Raw genomic sequence first — 26,929 nt, forward strand, 5'->3', positions numbered from 1 at the left:
CCAGGGCCGATGTCGACGCCGCCACAGCCTCGGTGCGCAACCTCGATGCCCAGCTCGAATTGCAGCAGCCGATCATCGACCAGAGCACGGCCGACGTCACCGCCGCCGAGGCCAACCTGAAATTCGCCCAGGAAGAGCAGACCCGCTACGACGGGCTGATGAAGTCCGGCTCCGGGACCATTCAGCGCGCGCAACAGACCGACGCGGCGCTGCGCGCCAACACCGCGCAATTGCAGCACGCGAAGTCGGCGCTGTCGGCGGCCCAGCGCAAGGTCGACGTGCTGACCACGCAGCGCGCCCAGGCGGTTGCCCAAGCCGACAGGGCTCGCGCGGTCGAACAGCAGGCCGAGCTCAACCTGTCCTACGCGCGGATCACCGCTCCGGTCGACGGCACGATCGGCGCCCGCACGCTCCGCGTCGGGCAATATGTGCAGGCCGGCACCCAGCTGATGGCGGTGGTGCCGCTCGACGCGGTGTATGTGGTCGCCAATTTCAAGGAGACGCAGCTGACCCATGTGCGCAACGGCCAGCCGGTCGAACTCACCGTCGACAGTTTTCGCGGCACCACGCTGAAGGGTCATGTCGACAGCCTGTCGCCGGCCAGCGGCCTCGAATTCGCGCTGCTGCCGCCCGACAACGCCACCGGCAATTTCACCAAGATCGTGCAGCGCGTGCCGGTGAAGATCGTGCTCGACGATCACAGCCTCACCGGCCTCTTGCGCCCGGGCATGTCGGCGATCCCGACCGTCAACACCAAGGCAACCGTGCTGGCCGAGCGCGAAGAGAAGCGGCGGCTGGCGTCGGCGACGCGGGCGAACGGGGGGTAGCGGCGAACGCTTCTTCGACTGACCTCGCGCGATCGATCACCCACGCGGTGGTCGATCGCGTTTTGCCGTGCCCTTCTTCGCTCCGCGCACACCGGTGGAAGGGCTCCCTCCCCCCTTGCGGGGGAGGGTTGGGGAGAGGGGTGCCGCTTGTGCTGACGTCTGTTGGTAGCGGACGCTCCTGCTGAGAACGCGCACGGCAGCATTGAAGCAGTCTGCGCAAATCTTTGACGTCAGCGCCCTGGGCTTACCCCTCTCCCCACCCTCCCCCGCAAGGGGGGAGGGAGCTTGAGAGGCGTGCTCACCTCACCGGTCGTCATCATGCAGACCAAACGCTGCGCCGTGCCGCTGGCCGCAGCGCGGTCGCAGCCGCGCTTGCCGCCACCATCCGATTATCAACCTCTGCCTGACAATCCTTCCACTGTTTCCCGGATTATCGAAAAGCGCCGCCTAATCCATCTTGCGTGGGCCAGCAAGGACGACCCCGATGACCACGCTCCAGCCCACCGCCAATGCAGCCGACGTTGCAAATCTCCCCGCCCCCGAAGCGCCGGCGACACCCGCGATCCCGACAAAAACCTGGATCGCGGTGATCGGGGCGACGCTTGGCGCGTTCATGGCGGTGCTCAACATCCAGATCGTCAATGCCTCGCTCGCCGATGTGCAGGGCGCGATCGGCGCCGGGATCGACGACGGCGGCTGGATCTCGACCTCCTATCTGATCGCCGAGATCGTGGTGATCCCGCTCTCCGGCTGGCTCGCGCAGGTGTTCTCGGTGCGCATCTATCTGCTCACCAACGCCGCCCTGTTCCTGGTGTTCTCGGCGGCGTGCGCGCTGGCACAGGATCTGCCGCAGATGATCGCGCTGCGCGCGGTGCAGGGCTTCACCGGCGGCGTGCTGATCCCGATGGCGTTCACGCTGATCATCACGCTGCTGCCGAAGGCCAAGCAGCCGATCGGGCTCGCGCTATTCGCGCTGTCGGCAACGTTCGCGCCGGCGATCGGCCCGACCATCGGCGGCTATCTCACCGAGAACTGGGGCTGGCAGTACATCTTCTATGTCAACCTGGTGCCCGGCGCGGTGATGATCGCGATGCTGTACGTCTCGCTCGATCCGAGCCCGATGAAGCTGTCGCTGATCCGCCAGGGCGACTGGCTCGGCATCATCACCATGGCGATCGGGCTCGCCGCGCTGCAGACCGTGCTGGAGGAAGGCAATAAGGACGACTGGTTCGGCTCGCCCTTCATCGTCCGCCTGTCGGTGATCGCGGCCGTCGCGCTGGTCGCCTTCCTGATCGTCGAATTCACCGTCGAGAAGCCGCTGCTCAATCTGCGCCTGCTCGCCCGCCGCAATTTCGGCTTCGGCATGCTGGCCAACTTCCTGCTCGGCATCGCGCTGTACGGCTCGGTGTTCATCCTGCCGCAGTACCTGTCGCGCATCCAGGGCTACAACGCCGAGCAGATCGGCATGGTGCTGGCATGGACCGGGCTGCCGCAGCTGGTGCTGATCCCGCTGGTGCCGCGGCTGATGCAGCGCTTCGACCCCCGCATCATCATCGGCGTCGGCTTCGCGCTGTTCGCCGGCTCCAACTTCATGAACATCTTCATGACCAACGACTACGCCACCGACCAGCTGTTCTGGCCCAACATCGTCCGCGCGATCGGCCAGGCCCTGGTGATGGCGCCGCTGTCGGCGGTTGCGACCGCGGGCATCGAGCTGGAGAACGCGGGCTCGGCCTCCGCGCTGTTCAACATGATGCGCAACCTCGGCGGCGCCGTCGGCATCGCCGTGCTGCAGACGCTGCTGACCAAGCGCGAGCAATATCATTCCAACGTGCTGATGCAGTCGGTCTCGCTGCTGGAACAGGCCACGCGGAACCGGATTGAGCAACTGACGCAGTATTTCATGAACCACGGCGTCGCCGACCAGGCGGCGGCCGCGCACCGCGCAATCGCGGCGATTGGCAAGGTCGTGCAGAAGCAGGCCTACATCCTCGCCTTCAGTGATACCTTCTACCTGCTCGGCGTCGCGCTGATCATAGCACTCGCGGCGACACTCTTCCTGAAGAAGCCGGGCCAGCTCGCTGGCGGCGGTGCGCACTAACCCAAACCACAACCAAGGAGAACGACATGAAGCCCCGCATGAATTTCTACCAGGCCGCACCCGAGACAATCAAAGCGCTGGTCGCGGTGGAAAACCAGATCGCTGCGAGCGGCCTCGAGCAATCGCTGATCGAGCTGGTCAAGACCCGCGCCTCGCAGATCAACGGCTGCGCCTATTGCATCAACATGCACACCGAGGACGCCCGCAAGCACGGCGAGACCGAGCAGCGGCTCTATCTGCTCAACGCCTGGCGCGAGTCGCCGCTCTACAGCGAGCGCGAGCGCGCGGCGCTGGCCTGGACCGAAGCGTTGACGCTGGTTGCAGAGACGCATGCGCCCGACGCCGACTATGAGGCCGTGCGCGCCCAGTTCACCGACAGCGAGCTCGTCAATCTGACGACACTGATCGGCGCGATCAACGCCTGGAACCGCATCGCCATCGGCTTCCGCGCCGTGCATCCGGTGAAGGTGAAAGTGGCGGCGTGAGCAGCGCGGACGATCCATCCCCGTCATCCTGAGGAGCCTGCGCAGCAGGCGTCTCGAAGGATGCACGGCCACAGTCGGGCCGTCGACCCTTCGAGGGCCGCTGAAGAAGCGGCCACCTCAGGGTGACGGTGCCAAGGCGATGCGCAGACCGTAGGGTGGGTTAGCCGAAGGCGTAACCCACCATTCTCTCCGCGGTGAGCAAAGTCGGTGGGTTACGCTGCGCTAACCCACCCTACGCGGTGTCAAACCGCAGTCGCGCGGGCGAACTCGATGTAGATCTCGCGCAGGCGGTCGGTGATCGGGCCGACCTTGCCGCCTCCGACCTTCTTGCCGTCGATCGCGACCACACCCTGCACGAACACCGAGGCGCTGGTGATGAAGGCTTCCTTGGCGGCGAGCGCTTCCTCGACTGTGAAGGCGCGCTCCTCGATGCGCAGCTGGCGCTCTTCGGCGAGCTTGACCACCGCCTTGCGGGTGCAGCCGGGCAGGATCTCGTTGCCGTTCTGCCGGGTCACGATGACATCGTCCTGGGTGACGATGAAGGACGAGGACGAGCCGCCCTCGGTGACCTTGCCGTCCTCGATCATCCAGGCTTCGCCGGCGCCGGCCGCGGCCGCCGCCTGCTTGGCCAGCACCTGCGCCAGCAGCGCCACGCTCTTGATGTCGCGCCGCTCCCAGCGGATGTCGGGCACCGTGATGACGTTGATGCCGGTCTTGGCCGAGGGCGCGTTGATGATGTCCTTTTCCGAGGTGAACATCACGAGCGTCGGCTTGACGTCGGCCTTCGGGAACGCGAAGTCACGGCCCTTGTCGGCGCCGCGGGTGACCTCGAGATAGACCATGCCGTTGACAAGGTCGTTGCGCGCAACCAGCTCCTTCTGGATCTCCTCGATCCGCTCCAGCGTCTCCGGCAGCGCGAGCTGGATCTCGCCGACCGAGCGCTTGAGCCGCGCCAGATGCGAGGCGTTGTCGATCAGCTTGCCCTCGAGCACCGCCGCCACCTCGTAGATGCCGTCGGCGAACAGGAATCCGCGGTCGAACACCGAGACCTTGGCCTCCGAATGCGGCACGAACGAGCCGTTGACGTAAGCGATCTTTTCCACGCGAGTTCTCCTGCGGACGAAGGGGGTTTCAGGCCTTCGTATACGCAAATTGTTAACGGGGGAAAACCCTGTAGCCGTCGTCATTCCGAGGCGATGCGCAGCATCGAACCCGGAATCTCGAGATTCCGGGTTCGCCTCTTCGAGGCGCCCCGGAATGACGGGTGGAGAGGCGCCCTCTGCCTCAGTGCTGCAGGATCTTCGACAAGAACTTCTGCGCGCGGTCGCTGCGGGGCTTGCCGAAGAAGTCGGCCTTCTTGGCGTCCTCGACGATCTCGCCGCGGTCCATGAAGATGACGCGGTCGGCGACCTTGTTGGCGAAGCCCATTTCGTGGGTCACGACCATCATGGTCATGCCCTCGCCGGCGAGGTCGACCATCACGTCGAGCACCTCGCTGATCATTTCCGGGTCGAGCGCCGAGGTCGGCTCGTCGAACAGCATCGCGATCGGATCCATCGCCAGCGCCCGCGCGATCGCGACGCGCTGCTGCTGGCCGCCGGACAACTCCGCCGGAAACTTTTTGGCATGATCCTTCAGCCCGACGCGCTCCAGAAGCTTCATGGCCTTGGCGGTGGCGTCCTCAGCCTTGCGGCCGAGCACCTTCTCCTGCGCGAGGCGGAGATTGTCGATGATCCGTAAGTGCGGAAACAGCTCGAAGTGCTGGAACACCATGCCGACGCGCGAGCGCAGCTTCGGCAGGTCGGTCTTGGGATCGTTGACCTTGACGCCGTCGAGCGTGATGTCGCCGCCCTGGATCGGCTCCAGCGCGTTGACGCATTTGATCAGGGTCGACTTGCCCGAGCCGGACGGACCGCAGACCACCACCACCTCGCCCTTGGCGACGCTGGTGGTGCAGTCCTTCAGCACCTGGAAGGACGGCCCGTACCATTTATTGACGTGGTTGATCTCGATCATGCGTGACTCAGGCGTTGCAGCGAGCGCGCTTCCACCACTCCCATCGGGAGAGGTCGGCGCGCAGCGCCGGGTGAGGGATTGCGGTCTATCGATGGAGCAAAACCCCTCACCCGGATCGCTGATGCGATCCGACCTCTCCCGATGGGAGAGGTGAAGGGGGCCGGGTCTCGAATGTTCGAAAGCATGACTGGCTACCGGACAATCGCAATGCGCGCCTGCAGGCGGCGAACGCCGTAGGACGCGATACAGGAAACGACGAAGTAGACCAGCGCGGCGAACAGGTACATTTCGACCAGGCGGCCGTCGCGCTGCGCGACCTTGCTGGCGGCGCCGAGGAAATCCGGGATCGACAGCACGTAGACCAGCGAGGTGTCCTGGAACAGCACGATGGTCTGCGTCAGCAGCACCGGCAGCATGTTGCGGAACGCCTGCGGCAGCACGACGTAGCGCATCGACTGCGCGTAGGTCAGGCCGAGCGCGCTGGCCGCGGCCGGCTGGCCCTTCGAGATCGACTGGATGCCGGCGCGCATGATCTCGGAGAAATACGCCGCCTCGAACGCGATGAAGGTGATCAGCGAGGAGGCGAAGGCGCCGACCGTGATCGGCCGCGACGCGCCGGTCAGCCACTGCCCGATATACGGCACCAGGAAGTAGAACCAGAAGATCACCAGCACCAGCGGCAGCGAGCGGATGAAGTCGACATAGAAGCCCGCGATGCGCCCGAGCACCTTGTAGCTCGACAGCCGCATCAAGGCGATCAGCGTGCCGAACACCAGGCCGCCGAACGCGGCGAGCGCGGTCAGGGTCAACGTGAAGCGCATGCCCTCCAGGAACAGGTAGGGCAGCGAGCGGCGGATGACGTCGAAATCGAAACTGCCGATCATCGTCATTTGCCCGTGATGTAGCCGGGGATCGCGACATAGCGCTCGAGGAAGCGCATCGCGGTCACCACGACGAAATTGAGGAGCAGGTAGAGCACGGTCGCCGCCGTGAACGCCTCGAACACCTGGAACGAGAACTCCTGCATCGAGCGGGCCTGGCCGGTCAATTCGATCAGGCCGATCGTGATGGCGACCGCGCTGTTCTTGATGGTGTTGAGGAATTCGGAGGTCAGCGGCGGCAGGATGATGCGGAATGCCATCGGCAGCAGCACGTAGCGATAGGTCTGCACCGTGGTGAGGCCGAGCGCGGTCGAGGCCTGCTTCTGCCCGCGCGGCAGCGAGGTGATGCCGGCCTGCAATTGCACGGCGACGCGCGCCGACATGAAGAAGCCGACGCCGATCGCGGCGGTCCAGAACGGCGCGTTCGGCAACTGCTTCAGCCACAGCCCGGCGGACCGCGGCAACAGTTCGGGCAGCACGAAGAACCACAGGAACAGCTGCACCAGCAGCGGCATGTTGCGGAAGAACTCGACCCAGCAGAAGCCGATCCACGACGCCGTCCGCGACGGCAGCGTGCGCAGCACGCCGATCACCGAGCCGGACACCAGCGCGATGATCCAGGCCAGCACCGACACCTTGATGGTGACCACCAGTCCCGCCAATAACAGGTCGAGATAGGTGCCGGTCCCCATCGGGTTCGGCTCAAGGAAGATGTGCCAGTTCCAATTGTAGTTCACAGGTCCCCCACGCGGCCGCGCCGGTCACGGCATTACGCCGGCATCGCGCGCGGCGTCCATGCAAATGTCCGGCCATTCTCCTCCAAAAATGGCCGGACATGCAAACTTTCAGGACCCACCGCCGCGAGGCGGCAGGCCATACGCAGCAACGCGATCAGTTGACCAGATACGCATCCGGATCCGGTGAATCCGACGGCTTGGCGAGCTGCTTCTTCATCTCCGGCCCGAGCGGCACGTTGAGGTTCAGGCCCTTCGGCGGGATCTTCTGGTTGAACCACTTGTCGTAGATCTTCTGGCCCTCGGCGCTGGTGTAGAGCGCGGCGGTGGCGGCGTCGACGACCTTCTTGAACGGCGCGTCGTCCTTGCGCAGCATGATGCCGTAGGGCTCGGGCTTGGAGAACGCATCCTTGGAGATCACGTAGTCATCCGGCGACTTCGAGCCGGCGACGAGGCTCGCGAGCAGGATGTCGTCCATCACGAAGGCGACCGCGCGATCGGTCTCGACCATCAGGAAGGCCTCGGCATGATCCTTGGCCGGGATGATATTGACGCTCAGCCCGCGCGCGAGGTTGGCCTCGGTGAGCTGCTTGATGTTGGTGGTGCCGGCGGTCGAGACCACCGTCTTGCCCTTCAGATCGTCGATCGAGTTGATCTTGCTCGCCTTCTTGGTGACGTAGCGGCTGGCGGTCAGGAAGTGGCTGTTGGTGAAGGAGACCTGCTTCTGGCGCTCGGCATTGTTGGTGGTCGAGCCGCATTCGAGGTCGACGGTGCCGTTGGCCATCAGCGGGATACGCGTCGCCGAGGTCACCGGGTTGAGCTTGACCTCGAGCTTGTCGAGCTTCAGCTCCTTCTTCACGGCATCGACGATCTTGTAGCAGATGTCCATGGCGTAGCCGATGGGCTTCTGGTTGTCGTCGAGATAGGAGAACGGGATCGAGGAATCGCGGTAGCCGAGCGTGATCGCGCCGGTGTCCTTGATGTTCTTCAGCGTGCCGGTCAGCTCCTGGGCTTGCGCCTGGCTCGCGCCGACCGCGGCGGCGAGCGCGAGGCCGATGAGATACTTGCGTGTCATACGTCTACTCCTTGCGTGGAAACGGTCGATTTACTGTGTGAGAATATCGGCGAGGACGGGTGCGATGTAGCGGCGAAACTGTTCCGGATTCTCGCTCATCGGAAAATGACCGAGCTTCTCCATGATCGTGACGCTGGCGCCCCCTATTGCCGCTGCGGTCCGCCTCGTGTCCTCGGGCGTGCAGGAGAAATCATACTCGCCCGTGAGGAGATAGAGCTTGCATACTTTAGTCTCGATTGACGCGACCCGGCCGCGCAGGTCGCCGTCGACACGATAGAAATACAGATCGCCCTTGAACACACCGGGGCCGCCCTGCTTGTAGGCCCACAGCGTTTCCATCCGCGCAGGCTCAGGGCTTTGCGGGGCGATCAGCCCGGACACCAGCGCGGCGCAGACTTCGCCGCCGTGAACGTCCGGCCGGTTCAGCCAGTTGGTGTCATACCACGGCGCCTGGAAATCGGCAGCCTCGAGCCCGATCAGCGCGCGGAACTCGGCGGCATATTCGATCGCAAGGTTAAGCACGATGCGGCCGCCGATCGAGCAGCCCATCACCACAGGCTTCTCCAGCCCCAACGCCCGACAGAAAGCGCGGATGGTCTCGGTGTAGCGCGCAGTGGTGAGTTGGTATTCATCGCCGGTCCAGCTCATCGGCGGATTCGACTTGCCATGCCAGGGCATATCGAAGGCAATGATGCGGAAATTTTCGGCAAATTGCGTATCAGCGAGCAGATGGCGCCACTGCCGCGCATCTGATCCCGCGGTGTGCAGGCAGACCAGCGGAATGCCCGTGCCGTTTTCCTCGAAATAGATCCGATGCAGTTCGCCGCCGATCTCGACGTGCACGTAGCGGCCGACCATCGGCTCGATGTGGCCGTTCATCATCTTGCCGCTCATGATACGGCCGCCGCGAAATGCTGCCGCGGAAGCGCCAGCAGGTCCTTGAAGTACTGCAGATGCGCCATGAAGGGATGCAGGTCGCCTTCCAGCACCGCCTCGCCGAGTTTGGTCAGCGCCAGCAGGTCGTGCCAGCCGGGCTTCGGCTCGGCCTGCCAATAGGCGGCCCAGGCCTGCGGCGTCGCGCGATAGGAAAAGCGCCAGGAGCGCATCAGGACCGGCGACGGCGCAAGCTCGACGATGCGCCCGGCGCGGATCGCGGCATGAAACGGCCGCGCCATCGGGCCGATCAGGCAGTCGCAATCGAGCAGCCGCCCGCGTGCAACCAGCCGAGGGGCCTCGTCGAGCAATGCGGGAAGGCCGGCAAACGCCCTCGTCACAGCGTCGTCGGTGGCGTCAGGCGATGGCGTCATCTGTCGGGCGGCGTCCCTGCAGCGGGCGGCGCCATGATGACGGCAAGCGCGCAATCCCGCAAGGCGCCGATACCCTTCGATACCCTTGGGTTCCCTGGATTATTCGCTTGACCAAACCCGGCTTGCCGGTCAGGCGCGCACACCCCGCGCCCTCCCCGCTCGCTGCCAGAAACTGCAATCCGTCAGACCAAATGCCGATTGAATTCCGCCACTCGGCAGGTCGCGGCAGACCAATTGTCGCAGCCGGCGCTTCGAGCGCAATTCGCGCTTCCGTTGCCCGCCCCGTTCTGTCCAATGCGCCCTCGGTCCCAGCATGACGGGGACGATCATTGCCAACACCGAACAAGACGCGGCTGCGATCGAACGCGGCCACAAGGGAGAGACCGAGATGTCGCACCGCAATCGCTTGATGGTCCTGCTCGCCGCCGCCGGCATGCTGGTGTCGACAGCGGCGCTCGCGCAGGATTATCCGACCAAGCCGATCACGCTGATCGTGCCGTGGCCGGCGGGCGGCTCGACCGATATCTCGATGCGTGCGATCGCCGAGAGCGCCTCCAAGGTGCTGGGCCAGCCGATCGCGGTCGACAACAAGGCGGGCGGCGGCGGCACCGTGGGCCCCGCGACGATGGCCGCCGGCGCCAAGCCCGACGGCTACACCATCGCCCAGATCCCGATCACCGTGTTCCGCCTGCCCCTGATGCAGGAAGTGTCGTGGGATCCGGCGAAGGATTTCTCCTACGTCATCCACCTCACCGGCTACACCTTCGGTGTCACCACCAACGCGGAGTCGCAGTTCAAGACCTGGCAGGACGTGGTCGATTTCGCCAAGAAGAACCCGGGCAAGGTGACCTATGCGACGCCCGGCACCGGCACCTCGCTGCATATCGGCATGGAGCAGATCGCGCTGATGGCCGGGATCAAGTTGACCCAGGTGCCGTTCAAGGGCGGCGCCGAGACCAATGCCGCCGTGCTCGGCCAACACACCATGCTGCAGGCGGATTCCACCGGCTGGCGGCCGCTGGTCGATGCCGGCAAGCTCCGTCTGTTGATGGTGTGGACCGGCGCGCGCTCGCCGAACTATCCCGACGTGCCGACGCTGAAGGAGCTCGGCTACCCCATGGTCTATGACTCGCCGTTCGGCATTGCCGGCCCCAAGGGCATGGACCCCAAGATCGTCGCCAAGCTGCACGACGCCTTCAAGAAGGCGATCGAGGACCCGGCGGTGATCGCGACCCTCGCCAAATACGACATGGTGCCGAACTACAAGAACACCGAGGACTACAAGAAGTTCGTGGGCGAGGTCACCGAGTCCGAGCGCAAGGTGATCGACACGCTCGGGCTGGCGAAGAAGTAGAGAAATCGAGTTAGGCTCACCACGAGCACAGGCGTCATCCTGAGGTGCGCGCTCTTGCGCGCCTCGAAGGATGGACACGGGCACCGCCGCCCTTCGAGGGCTGCGCTGCGCTCCGCCACCTCAGGACGACGGCGAACTAAGAGCGATTCAGATGACAGACCAAACCAACGTCAAATTCCGCCTCAACAACTCCGAGCTCTGGGGCGGGCTGATCGGGCTCGGGCTCGGCGCCTTCGTGATCTGGTCGGGCCTCAAGCTGAAGCTCGGCACCATCAACGATCCCGGCTCCGGCTACGTGCTGTTCTATACCGGCATCCTGATGTGCGTGTTCGCGGCCTCGATCATGATCGCGGCGGTCACCGAGGGCGGCCCGACCTTCGCCTCGCGCTGGGAGAATGCGCGCTGGGGCAAGCCGGTGCTGGTCATCGTCTGCCTCACGGCGTTCGCCTTTGCGCTGGAGCCGCTCGGCTTCCTGCTGTCGGCGGTCCCGCTGATGCTGTTGCTGCTCCGCGTGATCGATCCGGTGCGCTGGTCGCTGGCGATCCCGCTGTCCATCCTTGCCCCGCTCGGGATGTGGTGGGTGCTGAAGCATCTGCTCGCGATCCAGCTGCCGAGCGGCATCTTCGAGATCGGTTGAGCGCCCATGGATACTCTCGTCAACGTCGCCCACGGCCTCGGCGTCGCGCTGCTGCCGATCAACCTGCTCTACTGCTTCATCGGCGTGTTCATCGGCACGCTGGTCGGCGTGCTGCCCGGCATCGGCCCGATCTCGGCGATGTCGCTGCTGCTGCCGGTGACGCTGTCCGGCACGCCGGAATCCGGCATCATCATGATGGCCGGCATCTATTACGGCTCGATGTATGGCGGCTCGACCACGTCGATCCTGGTCAACATCCCGGGCGAAGCGGCTTCCGTCGTCACCTGCATCGACGGCCACCAGATGGCCAAGCAGGGCCGCGCCGGCCCGGCGCTCGGCATCTCCGCGTTCGGCTCGTTCATCGCCGGCACCTTCGCGCTGATCGCCCTGATGCTGGTAGCACCCTCGCTTGCCAGCGTCGCGATCGCGTTCGGGCCGGCCGAATATTTCAGCCTGATGGTGCTCGGCCTCGTGGTGCTGACCTTCCTCACCCAGGGCTCGATGGCCAAGGCGCTGTTGATGGCCTGCATCGGCGTCGTGCTCGGCCTGGTCGGGCTCGACAGCATCACGGCGCAGCCGCGGCTGACCTTCGGCCGCCTCGAGCTGATCGACGGCATCGGCCTTGTGCCGGTCGTGATGGGCCTGTTCGGCGTCGCCGAGGTGCTGCTCAACACCGAGCAGGCGATCAAGCGCGACATCATCAAGACCAGGATCAACCAATTGCTGCCGAGCAAAGAAGACTGGAAGGCCAGCGCCGGGCCGGTGGCGCGCGGCACCGTGCTCGGCTTCTTCCTCGGCATCCTGCCCGGCGGCGGCGCCGTGGTGGCATCGTTCGCGTCCTACGCGCTGGAGAAGCGGCTCTCGAAGCATCCGGAGCGCTTCGGCCACGGCGCCATCGAGGGCGTCGCGGGGCCGGAATCGGCGAACAATTCCGCGGCCGGCGGCGCCTTCATTCCGCTGATGACGCTCGGCATCCCGCCGAATGTGGTGATGGCGCTGCTGCTCGGCGCCTTCGTGATCCACGGCCTGCAGCCGGGACCGCTGATGATCTCGCAGAACCCGACGCTGTTCTGGGGCATCGTCGCCAGCATGTATATCGGCAACCTCATGCTGCTGGTCCTCAACCTGCCGATGATCGGCATGTGGGTGCAGCTGCTGCGGCTGCCCTACAACGTGCTGTTCCCGCTGATCATCCTGTTCACGATCATCGGCGTCTACTGCTCCAGCAACAACGTGTTCGACGTCCACGTCATGATCGCGTTCGGCGTGATCGGCTATTTCATGCGCAAGCTCGGCTACGAGCCGGCGCCGCTGGTGCTTGCCTTCGTGCTCGGGCCGATGCTGGAGAACAATCTGCGCAAGTCGCTGATCCTCTCGCAGGGCGATCTCATGACCTTCGTGGAGCGGCCGATCTCGGCGATCTGCCTCGCCTTCGCGCTGGTGCTGCTGGTCGGCCCGCTGCTGCCCTCGCTGCGCAAGAAGCGCGAGCTGGTGGCGCTGGATGAGGGGGCTTAGGAAAGCGAGCCTGACTTCAGCCGCGCCGGCAGCGCGCTCCCTCGCCCCGTTCTTACGGGGAGAGGGTTGGGGTGAGGGGCTGCCTCCGCAAACACGGTGATAGCAGTATCTGCGGAGGCTCCCCCTCACCCGCAACGCATCTGACGATGCGTTGCGGCCTCTCCCCGCACGCGGGGAGAGGCGAAGTGGCAGCTTAGCCCGCCTTCACGCCCCGCCCGTTCTTCGGCGCCTGGGCCAGCGCGCGGGCCAGCACCTGAGCTTCCTTCTTCAGCATGTCGGCGAGTTCGCCTTCGCGGCGGCGGATGCGGTCGGACGCGGCGCCGATCGAGAGCGCGGCGACCACCTCGCCGGCATCGTCGCGCACCGGCACGCCGACGCCGCCCATGCCGGGAAACGCGGCGTCGATCAGCACGGTGTGGCCGGCCTTGCGCGCCATCGCGATCCGCTCGCGCAGGAACTTGGGCGTGATGCGCGGCGATTTCGCCAGCCGCGGCACGATCACCTCGATCACAGCCTCGATCTCGGCATCCGGCAGCCAGACCAGCAGCGCCAGCGCGCCGGCGCCGACGCCGAGCGGACGGCGGCTGCCGATCTGCAGATAGTTCGGTTGCAGCGGATGGTTGCCGACCGAGCGCGCCAGATAAAGCGCCTCGACGCCGGAACGCACCGACAGCAGCGCCGTATCGGCCGAGCGCTCCGACAGCCGGAGCAGGCTCGGCTGCGCCAGCTCGGCGATGTCGACCGAACGGCGCGCGCCGACCGCCATCACCCGCGCCTCCTGGCCGAGCTCATAGGTCTTGGCGCCGGCGACGCGGCTGACGAAGCCTTCCTCGATCAGCGAGTTGAGGATGCGCAGCGCAGTCGCCTTGTTCAGCGAGGTGGTGTCGGCGATGTCGGTGAGCCGCAGCGGCGAGCGCTGCGCCAGCACGCGCAGGATCGCGCAGACCTTCTGGATCGCGTTGAACTTGTCGGGTTGGCCCGGCTCCGGCGGTGGCCTCTTGCGGCTGGTCCGTGCGGTCGCAGTCGTTGAGGCGTTCATGCCCTGGCCTTCCTTGCCGTCAATTCCAAATCCTGAACCGGGCACGACGAAGAGACGCGCCCGGCCGACATCATCCTAGGACGGATGACGCGCGCCGGACACCGTATACTTTCGTCAGATGAAACTTTGATTTCGACTATCTACGCTGCTGTGCAACAATAAGGATATTTGAATTTCGCATCACGAAATCTGATGCGGTTAGCATGATCCTTTCGAAAAAAACCGCTTCGCACTTTTTCGGATCATGCGCTACGCCAGCCGCAGCCTGCGGATCGTGAACAATGCGCAGAGGCTGAGGATGCAGACCGCGGTGAGATAGTAACCCGGCGCGAGCTCGCCGATCGCCGCGAAGCCACCCAGCCAGGTCATGATCGCCGGCCCCATGCCGCCGAACAAGGTGACACCGATATTGTAGCTGAGACCGAGCCCGGTCGCACGCGTCGCCGCTGGAAACAGTTCCGACATCAGCGCGGCGAGCGGCCCGTAATACAGCGACTTGAGCACGCCGAGCCAGAGCACGCCGATCAGGATGATCACAGGCGTCGGCTTGCCGGTGAGCAAGAGGAAGGCCGGGAAGATCGACACCAGCAGCAGCAGCGCGAACAGGATCATGTGGGTGGTGCGTCCGATCTTGTCGGAGACCATGCCTGCGATCGGCGCCAGCAGCGCAACCGCGGTCTGCGCGGCGAACGAGGCGATGAAGCCGACCGACGGCGCGAGGTTGAGCGTCTTCACCACATAGGTCGGCATGTAGACGATCAAATAGTTGACCGCGGTCGACACCGCGAGCGCGCCGATGGCAAGCGTCGTGGCGAACTTCTGCCGCGCGAACACTTCCCTGACCGGCGATTCCTGCTTCGCGGCCGGCGGCGGCGTTGCATCGTCGACATGGTTGCGGATGTAGATGCCGACCGGGCCGATCAAGACGCCGAACAGAAACGGCAGCCGCCAGCCCCAGGACTGCAAATCCTCCGGGCTCATCAACGAGGTCAGGAGCGCACCGAAGCCCGCGCCCAACAGGCCGCTGACGCCTTGGCTCGCGAACTGCCAACTCGCCACGAAGCCGCGCCGCTCCGGCATGTGCTCGACCAGGAACGCAGTCGAGGAGCCGAACTCGCCGCCGGCGGAAAAGCCCTGCACCAGCCGCGCCAGCAGCACCGCGATCGGCGCCAGGATGCCGATGGTCTGATAGGTCGGCATCAGCGCCAGCACCAGCGTGCCGAACGTCATCAGCACGATCGACAGCATCAGCGAGGCCTTGCGGCCGTGCCGGTCTGCATAGGCGCCGAGCACGACGCCGCCGATCGGGCGGATCAGAAACGACAGGCCGAAGCTGCCGAAGGTCAAGAGCAGCGAGGTGGTCGGATCGTTGGCCGGGAAGAACGCCTTGGAGAGGTAGACCGCGAAATAGGCGTAGACCGAGATGTCGTACCATTCGAGCGCATTGCCGACCGAAGTCGCGACGATCAGGCGGGTGATGTTTTTCTTGGTTGTGGCGTCGGCTTCGGAGGTAAGCGGCGTCGATGTCGATAGTGTCATCAAATTTCCTTGGCCGTGTCGGCACTATTTCAACGCGTTGCACCCGGGCTTATACGTTCGAAGAACGGCGTTGCGTCCGCTCGCCTAAGCCCGGCCATTCACATCCTCCCCGTCATCCTGAGGAGCGGCGTCAGCCGCGTCTCGAAGGATCGACGGCCACCGGCGGGGCCGTGCATCCTTCGAGGCTCGCTCCGCTCGCACCTCAGGATGACGGGGAACAAGCGAGCCTAGCTCCTCACCCCTTGTGCGGCGCCTCGCCGAGATCCCAGAACAGGCCGGCCATGATGGTCAGCGCCTCCTCGGTCACCGGCAGCAGGATGTGCTCGTCGGGGGCGTGCTGCGAGCAGCCCGGATAGGAATGCGGCACCCAGATCGTCGGCAGGCCGAGGCCTTCGGAGAACACGTCGTTCGGCAGCGAGCCGCCGAAGTTCGGCAGCACCGCCGGCGCCTTGCCGGTGGTGGCGCGGATCGAGTTCGCCGCCCAATCGATCCACGGACTGTCCATGTCGGTGCGCGAGGCAGCAAAGCGCTGCGTGCCCGAGACCTCGACCATCGGGAAACCGTTGTTGTGCAGATAATCCCGCACCGCGTCGATCACCTCGAGATGCCGGGTGCCGACGACGAAGCGAAGCTGCAGCACGGCATTCGCCTTGCCGGGAATCGCGTTCGCGGGCTTTTCGATATTGCCCGACGACATCGCGAGCACTTCCAGCGTGTTCCAGGCATAGAGCCGCTCCGCCGCGGTCAGACCCTCCTCGCCCCAGTCTTCCGCCAGCGCCGGTTCGTCCGCGGTCGGCTTGACCTCGACGTCGGCGAGCGCGGCGCGGACGCGGTTGGAGATCGGCGGAGGCTTGAGGATCTCGAGCTTCATGCGGCCCTTGCCGTCGACCAGACTCGCGATCGCGCTCGCCAGGATCGTGGCGGGGTTGGCGAGCACGCCGCCCCAATTGCCGGAATGGTTGCCGCCCTCGCGCAGATTGACGTCGAGATGGATGCGGTTGCCGCCGCGGCAACCGAGGAAGATGGTCGGCCGCTCCGCCGACAGCCGCGGCCCGTCGGAGGCAATGAACAGGTCGGCCTTCAGCTCCTCGCGATGCGCCTCGCAGACCTCGCGCAGATCGGGCGAGCCGATCTCCTCGCCGGTCTCGATGATGAATTTGGCGTTGAAGCCGAGCTTGCCGCCGCGCGCCTGCTTCACCGCGCGCAGCGCCGCCATGTTGATCGAATGCTGGCCCTTGTTGTCGGCGGTGCCGCGGCCATAGACGCGCTCGCCCTTGACCGTGGTCTGCCAGGGATCGAGCCCGTCGCGCCATTCGCCGACCATGCCGTCGACGACGTCGCCGTGACCATAGGTCAGCACGGTCGGCCGCGAAGCGTCTTCCTGGTAGTCGGCAATCAGATAGGGCCCGCGGCCGGTCGGCGACTCGATCAGCCGGGTCTTGAAATCGAGCTCGGCGAAGGCCGGTTGCAGATTGTCCACCAGATAGGCGCGCAGCGCATCGGCCTTGTCGGCATTCAGGCTCTCGGTCTGGTAGCCGACCCTGCGGTCCAGCTCCTTCAGGAACTGTCCCGATTGAAAATGCTCTCGCACGTTTGCGATTGCGTCGGCCCGTGTCGCCATGATTGTTCCTTCGTCCGGTCGCGTCTTGGCATGATCGCACCGGAACGCCACGCTTTGCGTCCCGATCATGCTTCTGGAGAGGCGCAACCTATCGGGATCGGATCGCGACCGGAAGGGCGTGAAATGCGAATGGGCCTTGCCAAAACGTGGGAAGTCGCAACAAGTTGATGCGGGACGCCCGGCATCGACCGGGCAGCAATCGAAGCGGCGCGCAAGGTTTCGACCAAGGTTTTCGACAATGACAAAACAAATCCGGCTCAACGCCTTTGGCATGAACTGCGTGGCGCATCAGTCGCCGGGGCTGTGGACCCATCCGCGCGACCGCACCAAGGACTACAACAAGCTGTCCTACTGGATCGATCTGGCGAAGACGCTGGAGCGCGGCCGGTTCGACGGGCTGTTCCTGGCCGACGTGCTCGGCGTCTACGACGTCTATGCCAATAGTCCGGACGCGGCGCTCCGCAACGCGGCGCAGACCCCGGCCAACGAACCGTTGATGCTGATCCCGGCGATGGCCGCGGTGACGGAAAATCTCGGCTTCGGCGTCACCAGCAATCTCTCCTTCGAGCCGCCCTACCCGTTCGCGCGGCGGATGTCGACGCTCGACCATTTGACCGGCGGCCGGGTCGGCTGGAACGTGGTGACCGGCTATCTCGATAGTGCCGCACGCGGCGCCGGCAAGGACAAGCAGACCGCGCATGACGACCGCTACGAACTCGCCGACGAATATATGGAGCTGGTCTACAAGCTCTGGGAAGGCAGCTGGGAGGACGACGCCGCGATCCGCGACGTCACGCGCGGCATCTTCACCGATCCGAGCAAGGTGCATCCGGTACACCATGACGGCAACAACTACCGGCTCAACGCGATCCATCTCTCCGAGCCGTCGCCGCAGCGCACGCCGGTGCTCTATCAGGCCGGCACCTCGCCGCGCGGGCGGCAATTCGCCGCCGAGCACGCCGAATGCGTGTTCATGTCGGGGCCGTCAGCCAAGGTGATCGGCCCGCGCGTCTCGGCGATCCGCGAGCTCGCCGCCGCGAAGGGCCGCAACCCGGCCGAGATCCTGATGTTCTCGATGATGTGCGTCGTGGTCGCGCCGACCGAGGCGGAGGCGAAAGCGAAGTACGCCGAGTATCGCAGCCATATCAGCCATGAAGGCGCGCTGGCGCTGATGTCGGGCTGGACCGGCGTCGACTTCTCGACCTATTCGCTCGACCAGGAGGTGCGGCACGTGCAGAACGACGCCGGCCGCTCCGCGATGGACAACGTCACCCGCGCCGATCCCGACCGGGTCTGGACCGTGCGCGAGGTCGCCGAGCATGTCGGCATCGGCGGCGCCGGCCCCGTCGTGGTCGGCTCGCCGGAGCAGGTCGCCGACAAGATCGAGCAATGGTTCGAGGACACCGACGTCGACGGCCTCAATGTCGCCTTTGCGATCTCGCCCGGCGATTTCGAGGACATCGCCGACATGCTGGTGCCGGAGCTCGTCAAGCGCGGCCGCTACAAACGGGAGTACGCGAAGGGTACCTTGCGCGAGAAGCTGTTCGGCGCAGGACGCGCGAGGCTCGACGCGACGCACCCGGCGACCCGGTATCGCATGATGCGGAGCGCTGCGGCGGAGTGATCTGTGCCGTCATTGCGAGCGAAGCGAAGCAATCCATCGTTCCGCATATGCGGGATCATGGATTGCTTCGTCGCTTCGCTCCTCGCAATGACGCGGCACACACATCTGCCGTCCCGTCATCCTGAGGAGCGCGCTCTTGCGCGCGTCTCGAAGGATCGACGGCCACCAGGCGGGCCGCACATCCTTCGAGGCTCGCTTCGCTCGCACCTCAGGATGACGGGGAGGCAGCAAGCGCCCGTGCGCTCAATTCACCGAATTGCTCACCACCACCTCGATCAGCTTCGCACCGGGCCGGCTGAACGCCGACTTCATCACGCCTCTCAGCTCCTGCGGGTCGGTGATCCTGATCGCCTCGAGCCCGAGCGAGCGTGCGAGGGCGGTGAAATCGACCGGCGGATCGATGAAGTCCATGCCGACATAATTGTCATCGCCGTGGAAGGCGAGCAGGCGCTGCTTGATGATGCGGTAGCCGCCATTGTTGACGATGACGAAGTTGAGCGGCAGCTTGTGTTTGGCTGCGGTCCACAGCGACTGGATCGAATACATCGACGAGCCGTCGCCGGAATAGCACACCACCGGGCGCTGCGGATTGGCGAGGCTGACGCCGACCGCGGCCGGCAGGCCCCAGCCGATGCCGCCGGATGCCAGCGCGTGATAGCCGTAGCGGTCGCGATGCGGCCGCAAGCCAATGATCTGGCGCGACGAGGTCAGGCCTTCGTCGACCAGGATCGCGTTGTCGGGCATCGCCTCCACGACCTGCAGCGCGAGCCAGTCCGGATCGATCGGCGAGGTCTGGCTCGCCTTCGATATCTGCTCGACCAGCGCCTTGCGCTTCGCCGCCCAGTTTTTGGTCGACAACGCCGCGAGTCCCTGCCTGGCACGCGTCTCCAGCGCGCCGCCGCCGGCCTCCTTCAACGCCGGGACCAGCGCGCGCAGCGTTTCCTTGACGTCCGCCTTCACCGCGATCTCGGCGCCATAGTTCCTGGCGAGGTCGCTGTCGACCAGGCCGACCTGCACGATCGAGAGCCCGTCCGGCAGCGGATCGACTTCGCTGTAGACCGACATCCGCAGCGGATCGCCGCCGAGTGCGATCAACAGATCATGCGGCGCCAGCACGTCGCGCGCGACCTTCTGCAGCCGCGCGATCGCGCCCATGAAGCTCGGGCTTTCGGACAGGAAGTGCGAACCATAGGGCGTCGGCGACTGCCAGGCCGGGCAGCCCAGCGTCTCGGCAAGATCGGCCGCCTCGCGCAGCGCATCGCTTTTCACAATCTCGTCGCCGACGACGATCACCGGTCGCTCGGCTTTCAGGATGCGCGCGGCCAGCGCCTTAAGCGACTCCTCCGACGGCCTCACCCGTGTGTCGATCCGGGTGGAGCGGCCGAGCTCGATGCCGGCTTCGGAATTGAGGATGTCGCCGGGCAGCGAGATGAACACCGGCCCGGTCGGCGGCGTGGTCGCGATCTTGGCGGCGCGGCGCACGATGCGCGGCAGGTCTTCGAGGCGCGTCACCTCGACCGCCCATTTCACCAGCGGCGTCGCCATCTGCACCAGCGGGCCATAGAGCACCGGTTCAGTCAAACCATGGCCCTGTTCCTGCTGCCCGGCGGTCAGGATCAGCGGCGTGCCGGTGAAGCTGGCATTGTAGAGCGAGCCCATCGCGTTGCCGAGGCCAGGCGCGACATGGACGTTGCAGGCGACCAGCTTGCCGGAGGCGCGGCTGAAGCCGTCGGCCATCGCGACCACCAGGCTCTCCTGCATCGCCATCACATAGGTGAGATCGGGATGATCCTTCAGTGCATGCATGATCGGCAGTTCGGTGGTGCCGGGATTGCCGAACAGATGGGTGACGCCCTCATCCTTCAGCAGCGCCAAAAATGCCGAGCGGCCGGTAATGCGATTTTTCATGTTCCCTCCAGGCCTGTCGGCGCGTTGGCCGACGGGGATCAAGGGAGATGACCAAACTTGCGCAGCTGGGGCAATCGAGCGAGCGGTCATGGCCGCATTCCGCAGGCGCGCGCCTGAGGTGAAACGCTCGCTAGAACATCCCCTCGCGCGCGCTGCGCTTCTTCTTTTTCGAGCGCTGCCAGACCACGCCGGGATAGCCCTTCAGCGGCACCAGCGGCTCGCCGGTATAGGCCCATTCCTGCAGTTCCTCGATCGCGATGTGATAGAGCGGCTGCCGGCCGGTGCGCCCCGAGAACAGCGCGCGCGGGATGTTGACCATGTGCGGCGACCGCGCGCGTTCGTAGATGATGGGCGTGCCGCAATTGGCGCAGAAGCTGCGCGCCGTCTTGCTTTTCGCATCCTCGTAACGCGACAGCTCGCTTTCGCCTTGCGTGATGCGGAAGCGCTTCTTCCAGCTGCCGACATAGGTCGCATAAACCGCACCATGGGCGCGGCGGCTGGCGGCGGTGTGATCATGCCAGGCCCAGCGCGCCGGCACGTCGATCTCGAACCGCACCTTGCCGCACAGGCATTGGCCGGCCGCCGGCTTCGCCAACGCCACGGGCTTTGGTTTCTTGGTCGGCTCGAACTCGTCGTCCGGAAACATCGGGGTCTCCCGGTTTTGCTGGCCGAGCTATCGTAGCCCGGATGCAGCGAAGCGTAATCCGGGGATGCTTGATCCGCTGATGCAAGGCCCCGGATTTCGCTGCGCTGCATCCGGGCTACGAAGACCTACGCCTGCGCCAATTCGTCGTGCACCGGATAATCCGTGTAGCCCTTCTCCTCGCCTGCATAGAAGGTGGCGCGGTTGTACTTCGTCAGCGGATAGCCGCGCTGCAGGCGGCGCGGCAGGTCCGGGTTGGAGATGAAGTAGCGGCCGAATGCGATCGCATCGGCATGACCCTCGGCGACCGCGCTCTGTGCGGTTTCGCCGACGAAATTGCCGGCGGTGATCAGCACGCCGCTCCACATCGGACGGTACAACACCATCGCGGACGGCACGTTCTGCCAGTCGACCTCGGCGCGGCCAGTGCCCGAGGCGCGCGGCTCGATGAAATGCAGATAGGCGAGCCCGAGCTTGTCCAGCGCCGTGATGGCGTGGCTGTAGAGCGGCATCGGGTCCGCCTCGCCGCTGCCATTGGCGATGCCGTAGGGCGAGAGCCGCACGCCGACGCGGCTCGCGCCCCAGACTTCGGTCACCGCCTGCGTCACCTCCATCAGGAAGCGGACGCGGTTCTCGATCGAGCCGCCATAGCGGTCGGTGCGCAGATTGCTGCGCGACTGCAGGAACTGCTCGATCAGATAGCCATTGGCGCCGTGGATCTCGACGCCGTCGAAGCCGGCGGCGAGCGCGTTCTTCGCGCCTTGCCGGTAGGCCTCGACCATCAGGGCAACCTCGTCGGTCTCGAGCGCGCGCGGCGTCTCGTAGTCGACCACCTTGCCGTCCGCCGTCATGCACCTGAACTCGGAGGGGATCGCGACCGCCGACGGCGCCACCGGCAGCGCGCCGCCCGGCTGGAACGAGGAATGCGAGACGCGGCCGACGTGCCAGAGCTGCAGGAAGATCAAGCCGCCCCTGGCGTGCACGGCATCCACCACCTCGCGCCAGCCCGCGATCTGGGCCTCGCTGTAGATGCCGGGAACACCAGGATTGCCGAAGCCGGTCGCAACCACCGGCGAGGCCTCCGCGATCAGCAAGCCGCCGGGCGTGGCGCGCTGCGCATAATATTCCGCGTTCATCGGCCGCGGCGCGAGGCTCGGTCGCGCCGCCCGCATCCGCGTCAGCGGCGCCATCACGACGCGATGTTCGAGCTGGTAAGGACCGATCTTGAGCGGAGAGAACAGCGACGGAGGATTCATGCCTGCCCCAAATATTCTTATGTGGTTTCCGTTATAGTGTGGGCACGATCCGCCCAGAAAACCGGTTACCACTTTTCCGGATCATGCCCGTTATCTAACGGGTTCATCTTGTTCATGAAAGCGGGTAGTGGCAATCTGTTGCCACGAGAACAGGTCTCCCATGTCGAAATCGAGCGCCTCATCGCTCCCCTCCTTAAGCGTCCGCATCGACCTCGATGCCGAGGACCGGATCGGGCCGGGCAAGATCCTGCTGCTTGAGCGGATCAGGGAATGCGGCTCGATCTCCGCCGCCGGCCGCGCCATGGACATGAGCTACAAGCGCGCCTGGGACCTGGTCGACGAGATCAACCGCATCTGCCGGCAGGCGGCGGTGGAACGGCAGACCGGCGGCAAGAATGGCGGCGGTGCGGTGCTGACCCCGTTCGGCCTCTCTTTGGTGGCGCGCTACCGCAAGATCGAGCGCGACGCGGCAAGCGCCGTGCGCAAGGACCTCGAGGCGCTGCGCAGCGACATCGGCAGGCCGAAGAAGGCCGCCGGGCGGTAAACGCAGGAACTGGCGGCCGCAGCACGGGGCGCTTACGAAAATATCGAAAACAACCCCATGCAAAGGAGCCGGCGGTGGCCGGCGTTCGACGAGGCAACTTGACGCGTCGGGCAAATCAGGGGTATTATTCTAATATTCCGAAATCATGTGGGCGTTGGGGTGAAGGGCTTCCCTTCTGCGAGCACGCCGAAAATTGAGACCTGTACCCCTCACCCGGATTGCATCTTCGATGCAACATAGCCGAAGCTTAGCTTCGGCGTCGATTTCATGGACGGCCGCCGAAGGCGGCCTATGCCTCTCCCCGCAAGCGGCAGGGCTATCGCATTTCGTGGCGGTGCCCTCGTGGCCATCCTTCGAGACGCCCGCCTTCGGCGGGCTCCTCAGGATGAGGTCTGGTTTTGCGGCAAGATAGTAGACCCTCATGGTGAGGAGCGCCGCTTGCGGCGCGTCTCGAACCACGAGGCCGAGCGCTTGCGCGGTCGCCAAGACGGTAGATGCGATACCTCTCCCCGCAAGCGGGGAGAGGTAAGAAGCAGCGCTAGCCGGTCTTGATCCAGACGGCCTTGACGTTGAGATATTCCTCGACGTGCTGCTTGCCGGACTCGCGGCCGTAGCCGCTCATCTTGTAGCCGCCGAACGGCACCGCCGGATCCATCGCCTGGTAGCAATTGACCCAGACCGAACCGGCGCGCAATGCCTTGGCGACCTGGTGGGCCTTGCTGACATTGGTGGTCCAGACGCCCGAGCCGAGGCCGAAGGTGGTGGCGTTGGCGCGCTTGATCAGCTCGTCCGGATCCCTGAACGAGATCGCCGAGATCACCGGGCCGAAGATCTCCTCCTGCGCGATGCGCATGTTGTCCTGCACGTTGGCGAACACGGTCGGCTGCACGAAGTAACCCTTCGACAGCGCGCCCTCGGTGAGGCGGCCGCCGCCGGCGAGCGCCTTGGCGCCTTCCTTCTGGCCGATGTCGAGATAGCCCGACACCCGATCCATCTGCTGCTGCGACACCAGGGGACCAATCTGGGTGTTGGGGTCGAGGCCGTTGCCGACCTGCAGCTTCTTGCCGAACTCGGCGACGCGGCCGACGAATTCGTCATAGACCTTCTGCTCGACGAACAGCCGCGTGCCGGCGCTGCAGATCTGGCCGGAATTGGCGAACACCGCCATCGCGGCTCCGGGCACCGCGGCGTCGAGATCGGCGTCGGCGAACACGATGTCCGGCGACTTGCCGCCGAGCTCGAGCGAGACGCGCTTGAGGTTGCCGGCCGAGGCACGGATGATCGATTGTCCCGTGATGTGCGAGCCGGTGAAGGCGACCTTGTCGACATCCGGATGCGAGGCGAGCGCGGCGCCCGCGGTCTCGCCATAGCCCGGCACGACGTTGACGACGCCGGGCGGAATGCCGGCCTCCATGCAGAGCTCGCCGATGCGCAGCGAGGTCAGCGGCGATTCCTCGGCCGGCTTCAGCACCACGGTGCAGCCGGTCGCGATCGCCGGGCCGATCTTCCAGATCGAGGCGGTCAGCGGCCCGTTCCAGGGGATGATGGCGCCGACCACGCCGATCGGCTCCTTTAGCGTGTAGGAGAAGATCTCGCCGGGCAGCGAGTTCTCGATGGTCTCGCCGTGGATCGCGGTCGCCTGTCCGGCATAGTAGCGTAGCATGCCGAGCGCGCGCAGCCGGTTGCCGCGGGTCCGGCTGATCGGCGCGCCCATGTCGAGCGTGTCGAGCTGGGACAGTTCCTCGAAATTGGCTTCGACGAGTTCGGCGAGCTTGAGCAGCATGTTTTGCCGCTCGAACGGCTTCACCTTGCTCCAGGGCCCTTCGAACGCGCGGCGCGCCGCCGCGACCGCACGGTTGATGTCCTCGGCATCGCCCTCGGCGACCGACGCGAGCAGCTCGCCGGTGGCGGGATTATGCGTCTCGAATTTCTTGCCGGAGGCGGCGTCGACCCATTTGCCGTCGATCAGCATCTTCTTGGCGGAGCCATCGGCATAAGGATGGCGCGTGATCGGAATAGCCTGCGAAACAGCCATGTTTGCACTCCCTGTCAAATTGTCGGCTGAGGTCTTTTGGAAGCGTTATATCCCGAATTCTACAGCGCAGACGCGAAACCGTAAAGCCGAGCCGGCGTTGATCGGGACGGCACGTACGAAAACCTCCCATGCGCGCGCGTGCATGGTGCGCGCGGTATGCTCGATCACGGCCTCGTGGTTCGAGACGCGCGACGTTGCCGCGCTCCTCACCATGAGGGTCTGATATAACACCTCATCCCGGCGCAAAGGCTTTGCCTTTGTCGCTGGAGCAGCCGCGAAGCGGCGTCTCGAAGGATGAAGCCACCGAACTGCACTATACCCTCAGCCACATATGTGTCCGGAGACCACCCCATGCCCCACCCCGTGATATCAGCCAATCATGTTGCCGTGATCACCGGCGGCGCCTCCGGCATCGGACTTGCCGCCGCATTGCGGTTCGCGCAGGCCGGGATGATGGTCTGCATCGCAGATCTCGGCGATGACCGGCTGAAGGCGGTTGCGACAAAACTTTCATCTGCGGCGCCGGGTGGCGCGGCTGATATCATGACATCAGCGGTCGACGTCAGCCGCGCCGACGAGGTGGCAAAGCTCGAAGCCGCAGTCGCGAAAAAGTTCGGCGGCACCGACATCCTGATGAACAATGCCGGCATCCAGCCGGGCAGCGCGATGTTCGGGCCTGCGGACAATTGGCAGCGCATCCTCGGCGTCAATCTGTGGGGCGTGATCAACGGCACGCAGACGTTCGCGCCCAACATGATCAAGCGGGGCCGGCCGGGGCTGATCATCAACACCGGCTCCAAGCAGGGCATCACCACGCCGCCCGGCGATCCCGCCTACAACGTCTCCAAGGCCGGCGTGAAGGCATTCACCGAGGCGCTGCAGCACGAGCTGCGCAACACCGACGGCTGCAAGATATCGGCGCATCTCCTGATCCCGGGCTTTGTCTTCACCGGGCTGACCGCCCGCGGCCGCAGCGAGAAGCCGGCCGGCGCCTGGACCGCGGAGCAGACCGTCGACTTCATGATCGAACATATCGATGCCGGCGATTTCTATATCCTCTGCCCCGACAACGACGTGCCGCGCGTGCTCGACGAACGCCGCATCCTGTGGGCCGCCGGCGACATCGTCGAGAACCGCCCGCCGCTGTCGCGCTGGCATCCGGATTACGGCGATGCGTTCGCCGCGTTCGTGAAGGGGAAGTAAGCCGCGGGGAATCGTAGGATGGGTAGAGCAAAGCGAAACCCATCATCTCTCCCGCGGCCAGCTATTTGATGGGTATCGCTTCGCTCCACCCATCCTACGCGGCTATTTATCCCGTCACCCTGAGGAGCGCGAAGCGCGTCTCGAAGGGTCGACGGCCCGACTAGGGCCGATTCATCCTTCGAGACGCCGCTTCGCGGCTCCTCAGAGCCTGACTGAAAAATGGGTGAGTGATCTCAGTGGGATGTGATTCCATCGGATTTGCAAAGATTCGAGGGAGAGCACGATGCCCTGGACTGAGATCACTCGGGAGCAATATCGGCGGGACGATCTGCGTTATGCAAGCGATATGACCGATGCGGAGTGGGCGCTGATCAGACGCCTGTTGCCGCGAGCGAACCGGCGCGGCCGGCCGCGTAAGACGGAGCTGCGTCGTGTGGTCGAAGCGATCCTCTATATCGTTTCGACCGGCTGCCAGTGGCGGGCGCTGCCGCAGGAGTTCCCGCCCTATTCGACGGTGCAGGGCTATTTTTATAGATGGCGGGATACAGGCCGGTGGCAAAGGATTGTCAGCGTCCTTGTCCGACG

Annotated in this window: 24 protein-coding genes; 10 read left to right on the forward strand and 14 right to left on the reverse strand. The window is 65.2% G+C overall.

Translation table 11 applies throughout. The annotated features are described in order from the left end of the window. The 3 genes from PMN64_RS30975 to PMN64_RS30985 form a co-directional block, all read left to right on the forward strand. Nucleotides 1-827 (forward strand): HlyD family secretion protein (locus PMN64_RS30975; RefSeq protein ID WP_411783431.1); only part of this gene is annotated, 827 nt, incomplete at its 5' end. A gap of 484 nt (nt 828-1,311) precedes the next feature. Further along, on the forward strand, nt 1,312-2,928 hold the full coding sequence (locus PMN64_RS30980) for an MDR family MFS transporter (RefSeq protein WP_411783432.1): 1,617 nt from the start codon (nt 1,312-1,314) through the stop codon (nt 2,926-2,928). A 26-nt stretch (nt 2,929-2,954) separates the two neighbouring features. Beyond that, nucleotides 2,955-3,413, forward strand: a complete 459-nt coding sequence (locus PMN64_RS30985; RefSeq protein ID WP_411783433.1) for a carboxymuconolactone decarboxylase family protein — start codon at nt 2,955-2,957, stop codon at nt 3,411-3,413. Nucleotides 3,414-3,655: 242 nt separating this feature from the next. Here the strand turns inward: PMN64_RS30985 and PMN64_RS30990 are convergent, their stop codons facing one another. The 7 genes from PMN64_RS30990 to PMN64_RS31020 form a co-directional block, all read right to left on the reverse strand. Further along, entirely contained in the window at nt 3,656-4,516 is an 861-nt protein-coding gene (locus PMN64_RS30990; RefSeq protein ID WP_212058436.1) for a D-amino-acid transaminase, read from the reverse strand. Between the two features lie 181 nt (nt 4,517-4,697). Further along, a complete protein-coding gene (locus PMN64_RS30995; RefSeq protein ID WP_028341150.1) occupies nt 4,698-5,429 on the reverse strand; it encodes an amino acid ABC transporter ATP-binding protein in 732 nt (243 codons plus the stop codon). A gap of 191 nt (nt 5,430-5,620) precedes the next feature. Beyond that, entirely contained in the window at nt 5,621-6,313 is a 693-nt protein-coding gene (locus PMN64_RS31000) for an amino acid ABC transporter permease (RefSeq protein WP_028341151.1), read from the reverse strand. 2 nt (nt 6,314-6,315) lie between these two features. Beyond that, nucleotides 6,316-7,047 carry an amino acid ABC transporter permease gene (locus PMN64_RS31005; RefSeq protein WP_016845630.1) on the reverse strand — a complete coding sequence of 244 codons (732 nt, stop codon included), beginning with the start codon at nt 7,045-7,047 and terminating at the stop codon, nt 6,316-6,318. A gap of 154 nt (nt 7,048-7,201) precedes the next feature. Beyond that, nucleotides 7,202-8,119: an amino acid ABC transporter substrate-binding protein gene (locus PMN64_RS31010; protein WP_212058439.1), complete on the reverse strand. Its 918-nt coding sequence runs from the start codon at nt 8,117-8,119 to the stop codon at nt 7,202-7,204. Nucleotides 8,120-8,149: 30 nt separating this feature from the next. After that, the gene (locus PMN64_RS31015; RefSeq protein WP_411783434.1) at nt 8,150-9,013 is read right to left on the reverse strand and encodes an alpha/beta fold hydrolase; all 864 of its coding nucleotides are present in this window, start codon (nt 9,011-9,013) and stop codon (nt 8,150-8,152) included. Continuing rightward, nucleotides 9,010-9,426: a hypothetical protein gene (locus PMN64_RS31020; protein WP_411783435.1), complete on the reverse strand. Its 417-nt coding sequence runs from the start codon at nt 9,424-9,426 to the stop codon at nt 9,010-9,012. Before PMN64_RS31020 ends, PMN64_RS31015 begins: the two co-directional genes overlap by 4 nt. A gap of 388 nt (nt 9,427-9,814) precedes the next feature. Here PMN64_RS31020 and PMN64_RS31025 point away from each other — a divergent pair, with 388 nt between their 5' ends. The 3 genes from PMN64_RS31025 (at nt 9,815) to PMN64_RS31035 (ending at nt 12,932) form a co-directional block, all read left to right on the forward strand. Then, on the forward strand, nt 9,815-10,780 hold the full coding sequence (locus tag PMN64_RS31025; protein ID WP_411783446.1) for a Bug family tripartite tricarboxylate transporter substrate binding protein: 966 nt from the start codon (nt 9,815-9,817) through the stop codon (nt 10,778-10,780). A 151-nt stretch (nt 10,781-10,931) separates the two neighbouring features. Next, nucleotides 10,932-11,417, forward strand: a complete 486-nt coding sequence (locus PMN64_RS31030) for a tripartite tricarboxylate transporter TctB family protein (protein WP_411783436.1) — start codon at nt 10,932-10,934, stop codon at nt 11,415-11,417. Nucleotides 11,418-11,423: 6 nt separating this feature from the next. Further along, nucleotides 11,424-12,932: a tripartite tricarboxylate transporter permease gene (locus PMN64_RS31035; RefSeq protein WP_028341157.1), complete on the forward strand. Its 1,509-nt coding sequence runs from the start codon at nt 11,424-11,426 to the stop codon at nt 12,930-12,932. Nucleotides 12,933-13,125: 193 nt separating this feature from the next. Here PMN64_RS31035 and PMN64_RS31040 read toward each other — a convergent pair whose 3' ends face one another. From PMN64_RS31040 to PMN64_RS31050, 3 genes are all read right to left on the reverse strand, one after another. Beyond that, a complete protein-coding gene (locus tag PMN64_RS31040) occupies nt 13,126-13,971 on the reverse strand; it encodes an IclR family transcriptional regulator (protein WP_411783437.1) in 846 nt (281 codons plus the stop codon). Between the two features lie 249 nt (nt 13,972-14,220). Then, nucleotides 14,221-15,510, reverse strand: a complete 1,290-nt coding sequence (locus tag PMN64_RS31045) for an MFS transporter (RefSeq protein ID WP_411783438.1) — start codon at nt 15,508-15,510, stop codon at nt 14,221-14,223. A gap of 235 nt (nt 15,511-15,745) precedes the next feature. Then, nucleotides 15,746-17,131, reverse strand: coding sequence for a M20 family metallopeptidase (locus tag PMN64_RS31050; protein ID WP_411783439.1), 1,386 nt, complete (start codon nt 17,129-17,131; stop codon nt 15,746-15,748). Between the two features lie 238 nt (nt 17,132-17,369). On the opposite strand from PMN64_RS31050, the gene PMN64_RS31055 reads away from it, so the two are divergent. Continuing rightward, nucleotides 17,370-18,755: an LLM class flavin-dependent oxidoreductase gene (locus tag PMN64_RS31055; protein ID WP_411783440.1), complete on the forward strand. Its 1,386-nt coding sequence runs from the start codon at nt 17,370-17,372 to the stop codon at nt 18,753-18,755. A 243-nt stretch (nt 18,756-18,998) separates the two neighbouring features. On the opposite strand, the gene PMN64_RS31060 is transcribed toward PMN64_RS31055, so the two are convergent. From PMN64_RS31060 to PMN64_RS31070, 3 genes are all read right to left on the reverse strand, one after another. Continuing rightward, nucleotides 18,999-20,663 (reverse strand): thiamine pyrophosphate-binding protein, encoded by a 1,665-nt coding sequence (locus PMN64_RS31060; RefSeq protein WP_411783441.1) that lies wholly within the window; start codon nt 20,661-20,663, stop codon nt 18,999-19,001. A gap of 130 nt (nt 20,664-20,793) precedes the next feature. Next, complete coding sequence (locus tag PMN64_RS31065) at nt 20,794-21,309, reverse strand: GFA family protein (protein ID WP_050385181.1); 516 nt, start codon at nt 21,307-21,309, stop codon at nt 20,794-20,796. 125 nt (nt 21,310-21,434) lie between these two features. Then, nucleotides 21,435-22,562, reverse strand: a complete 1,128-nt coding sequence (locus PMN64_RS31070) for an alkene reductase (RefSeq protein WP_411783442.1) — start codon at nt 22,560-22,562, stop codon at nt 21,435-21,437. A 160-nt stretch (nt 22,563-22,722) separates the two neighbouring features. Here PMN64_RS31070 and PMN64_RS31075 point away from each other — a divergent pair, with 160 nt between their 5' ends. Continuing rightward, nucleotides 22,723-23,106, forward strand: a complete 384-nt coding sequence (locus tag PMN64_RS31075; protein WP_304498688.1) for a winged helix-turn-helix domain-containing protein — start codon at nt 22,723-22,725, stop codon at nt 23,104-23,106. A gap of 538 nt (nt 23,107-23,644) precedes the next feature. Here PMN64_RS31075 and PMN64_RS31080 read toward each other — a convergent pair. Further along, entirely contained in the window at nt 23,645-25,141 is a 1,497-nt protein-coding gene (locus PMN64_RS31080; RefSeq protein WP_411783443.1) for an aldehyde dehydrogenase family protein, read from the reverse strand. A gap of 351 nt (nt 25,142-25,492) precedes the next feature. On the opposite strand from PMN64_RS31080, the gene PMN64_RS31085 reads away from it, so the two are divergent. Together PMN64_RS31085 and PMN64_RS31090 are read left to right on the forward strand one after the other, a co-directional pair. Beyond that, nucleotides 25,493-26,344, forward strand: coding sequence for an SDR family NAD(P)-dependent oxidoreductase (locus tag PMN64_RS31085; protein ID WP_411783444.1), 852 nt, complete (start codon nt 25,493-25,495; stop codon nt 26,342-26,344). 283 nt (nt 26,345-26,627) lie between these two features. After that, nucleotides 26,628-26,929 (forward strand): transposase (locus PMN64_RS31090; RefSeq protein WP_411783445.1); only part of this gene is annotated, 302 nt, incomplete at its 3' end.

Source organism: Bradyrhizobium sp. UFLA01-814, from assembly GCF_046718885.1.
Lineage (GTDB): Bacteria > Pseudomonadota > Alphaproteobacteria > Rhizobiales > Xanthobacteraceae > Bradyrhizobium > Bradyrhizobium elkanii.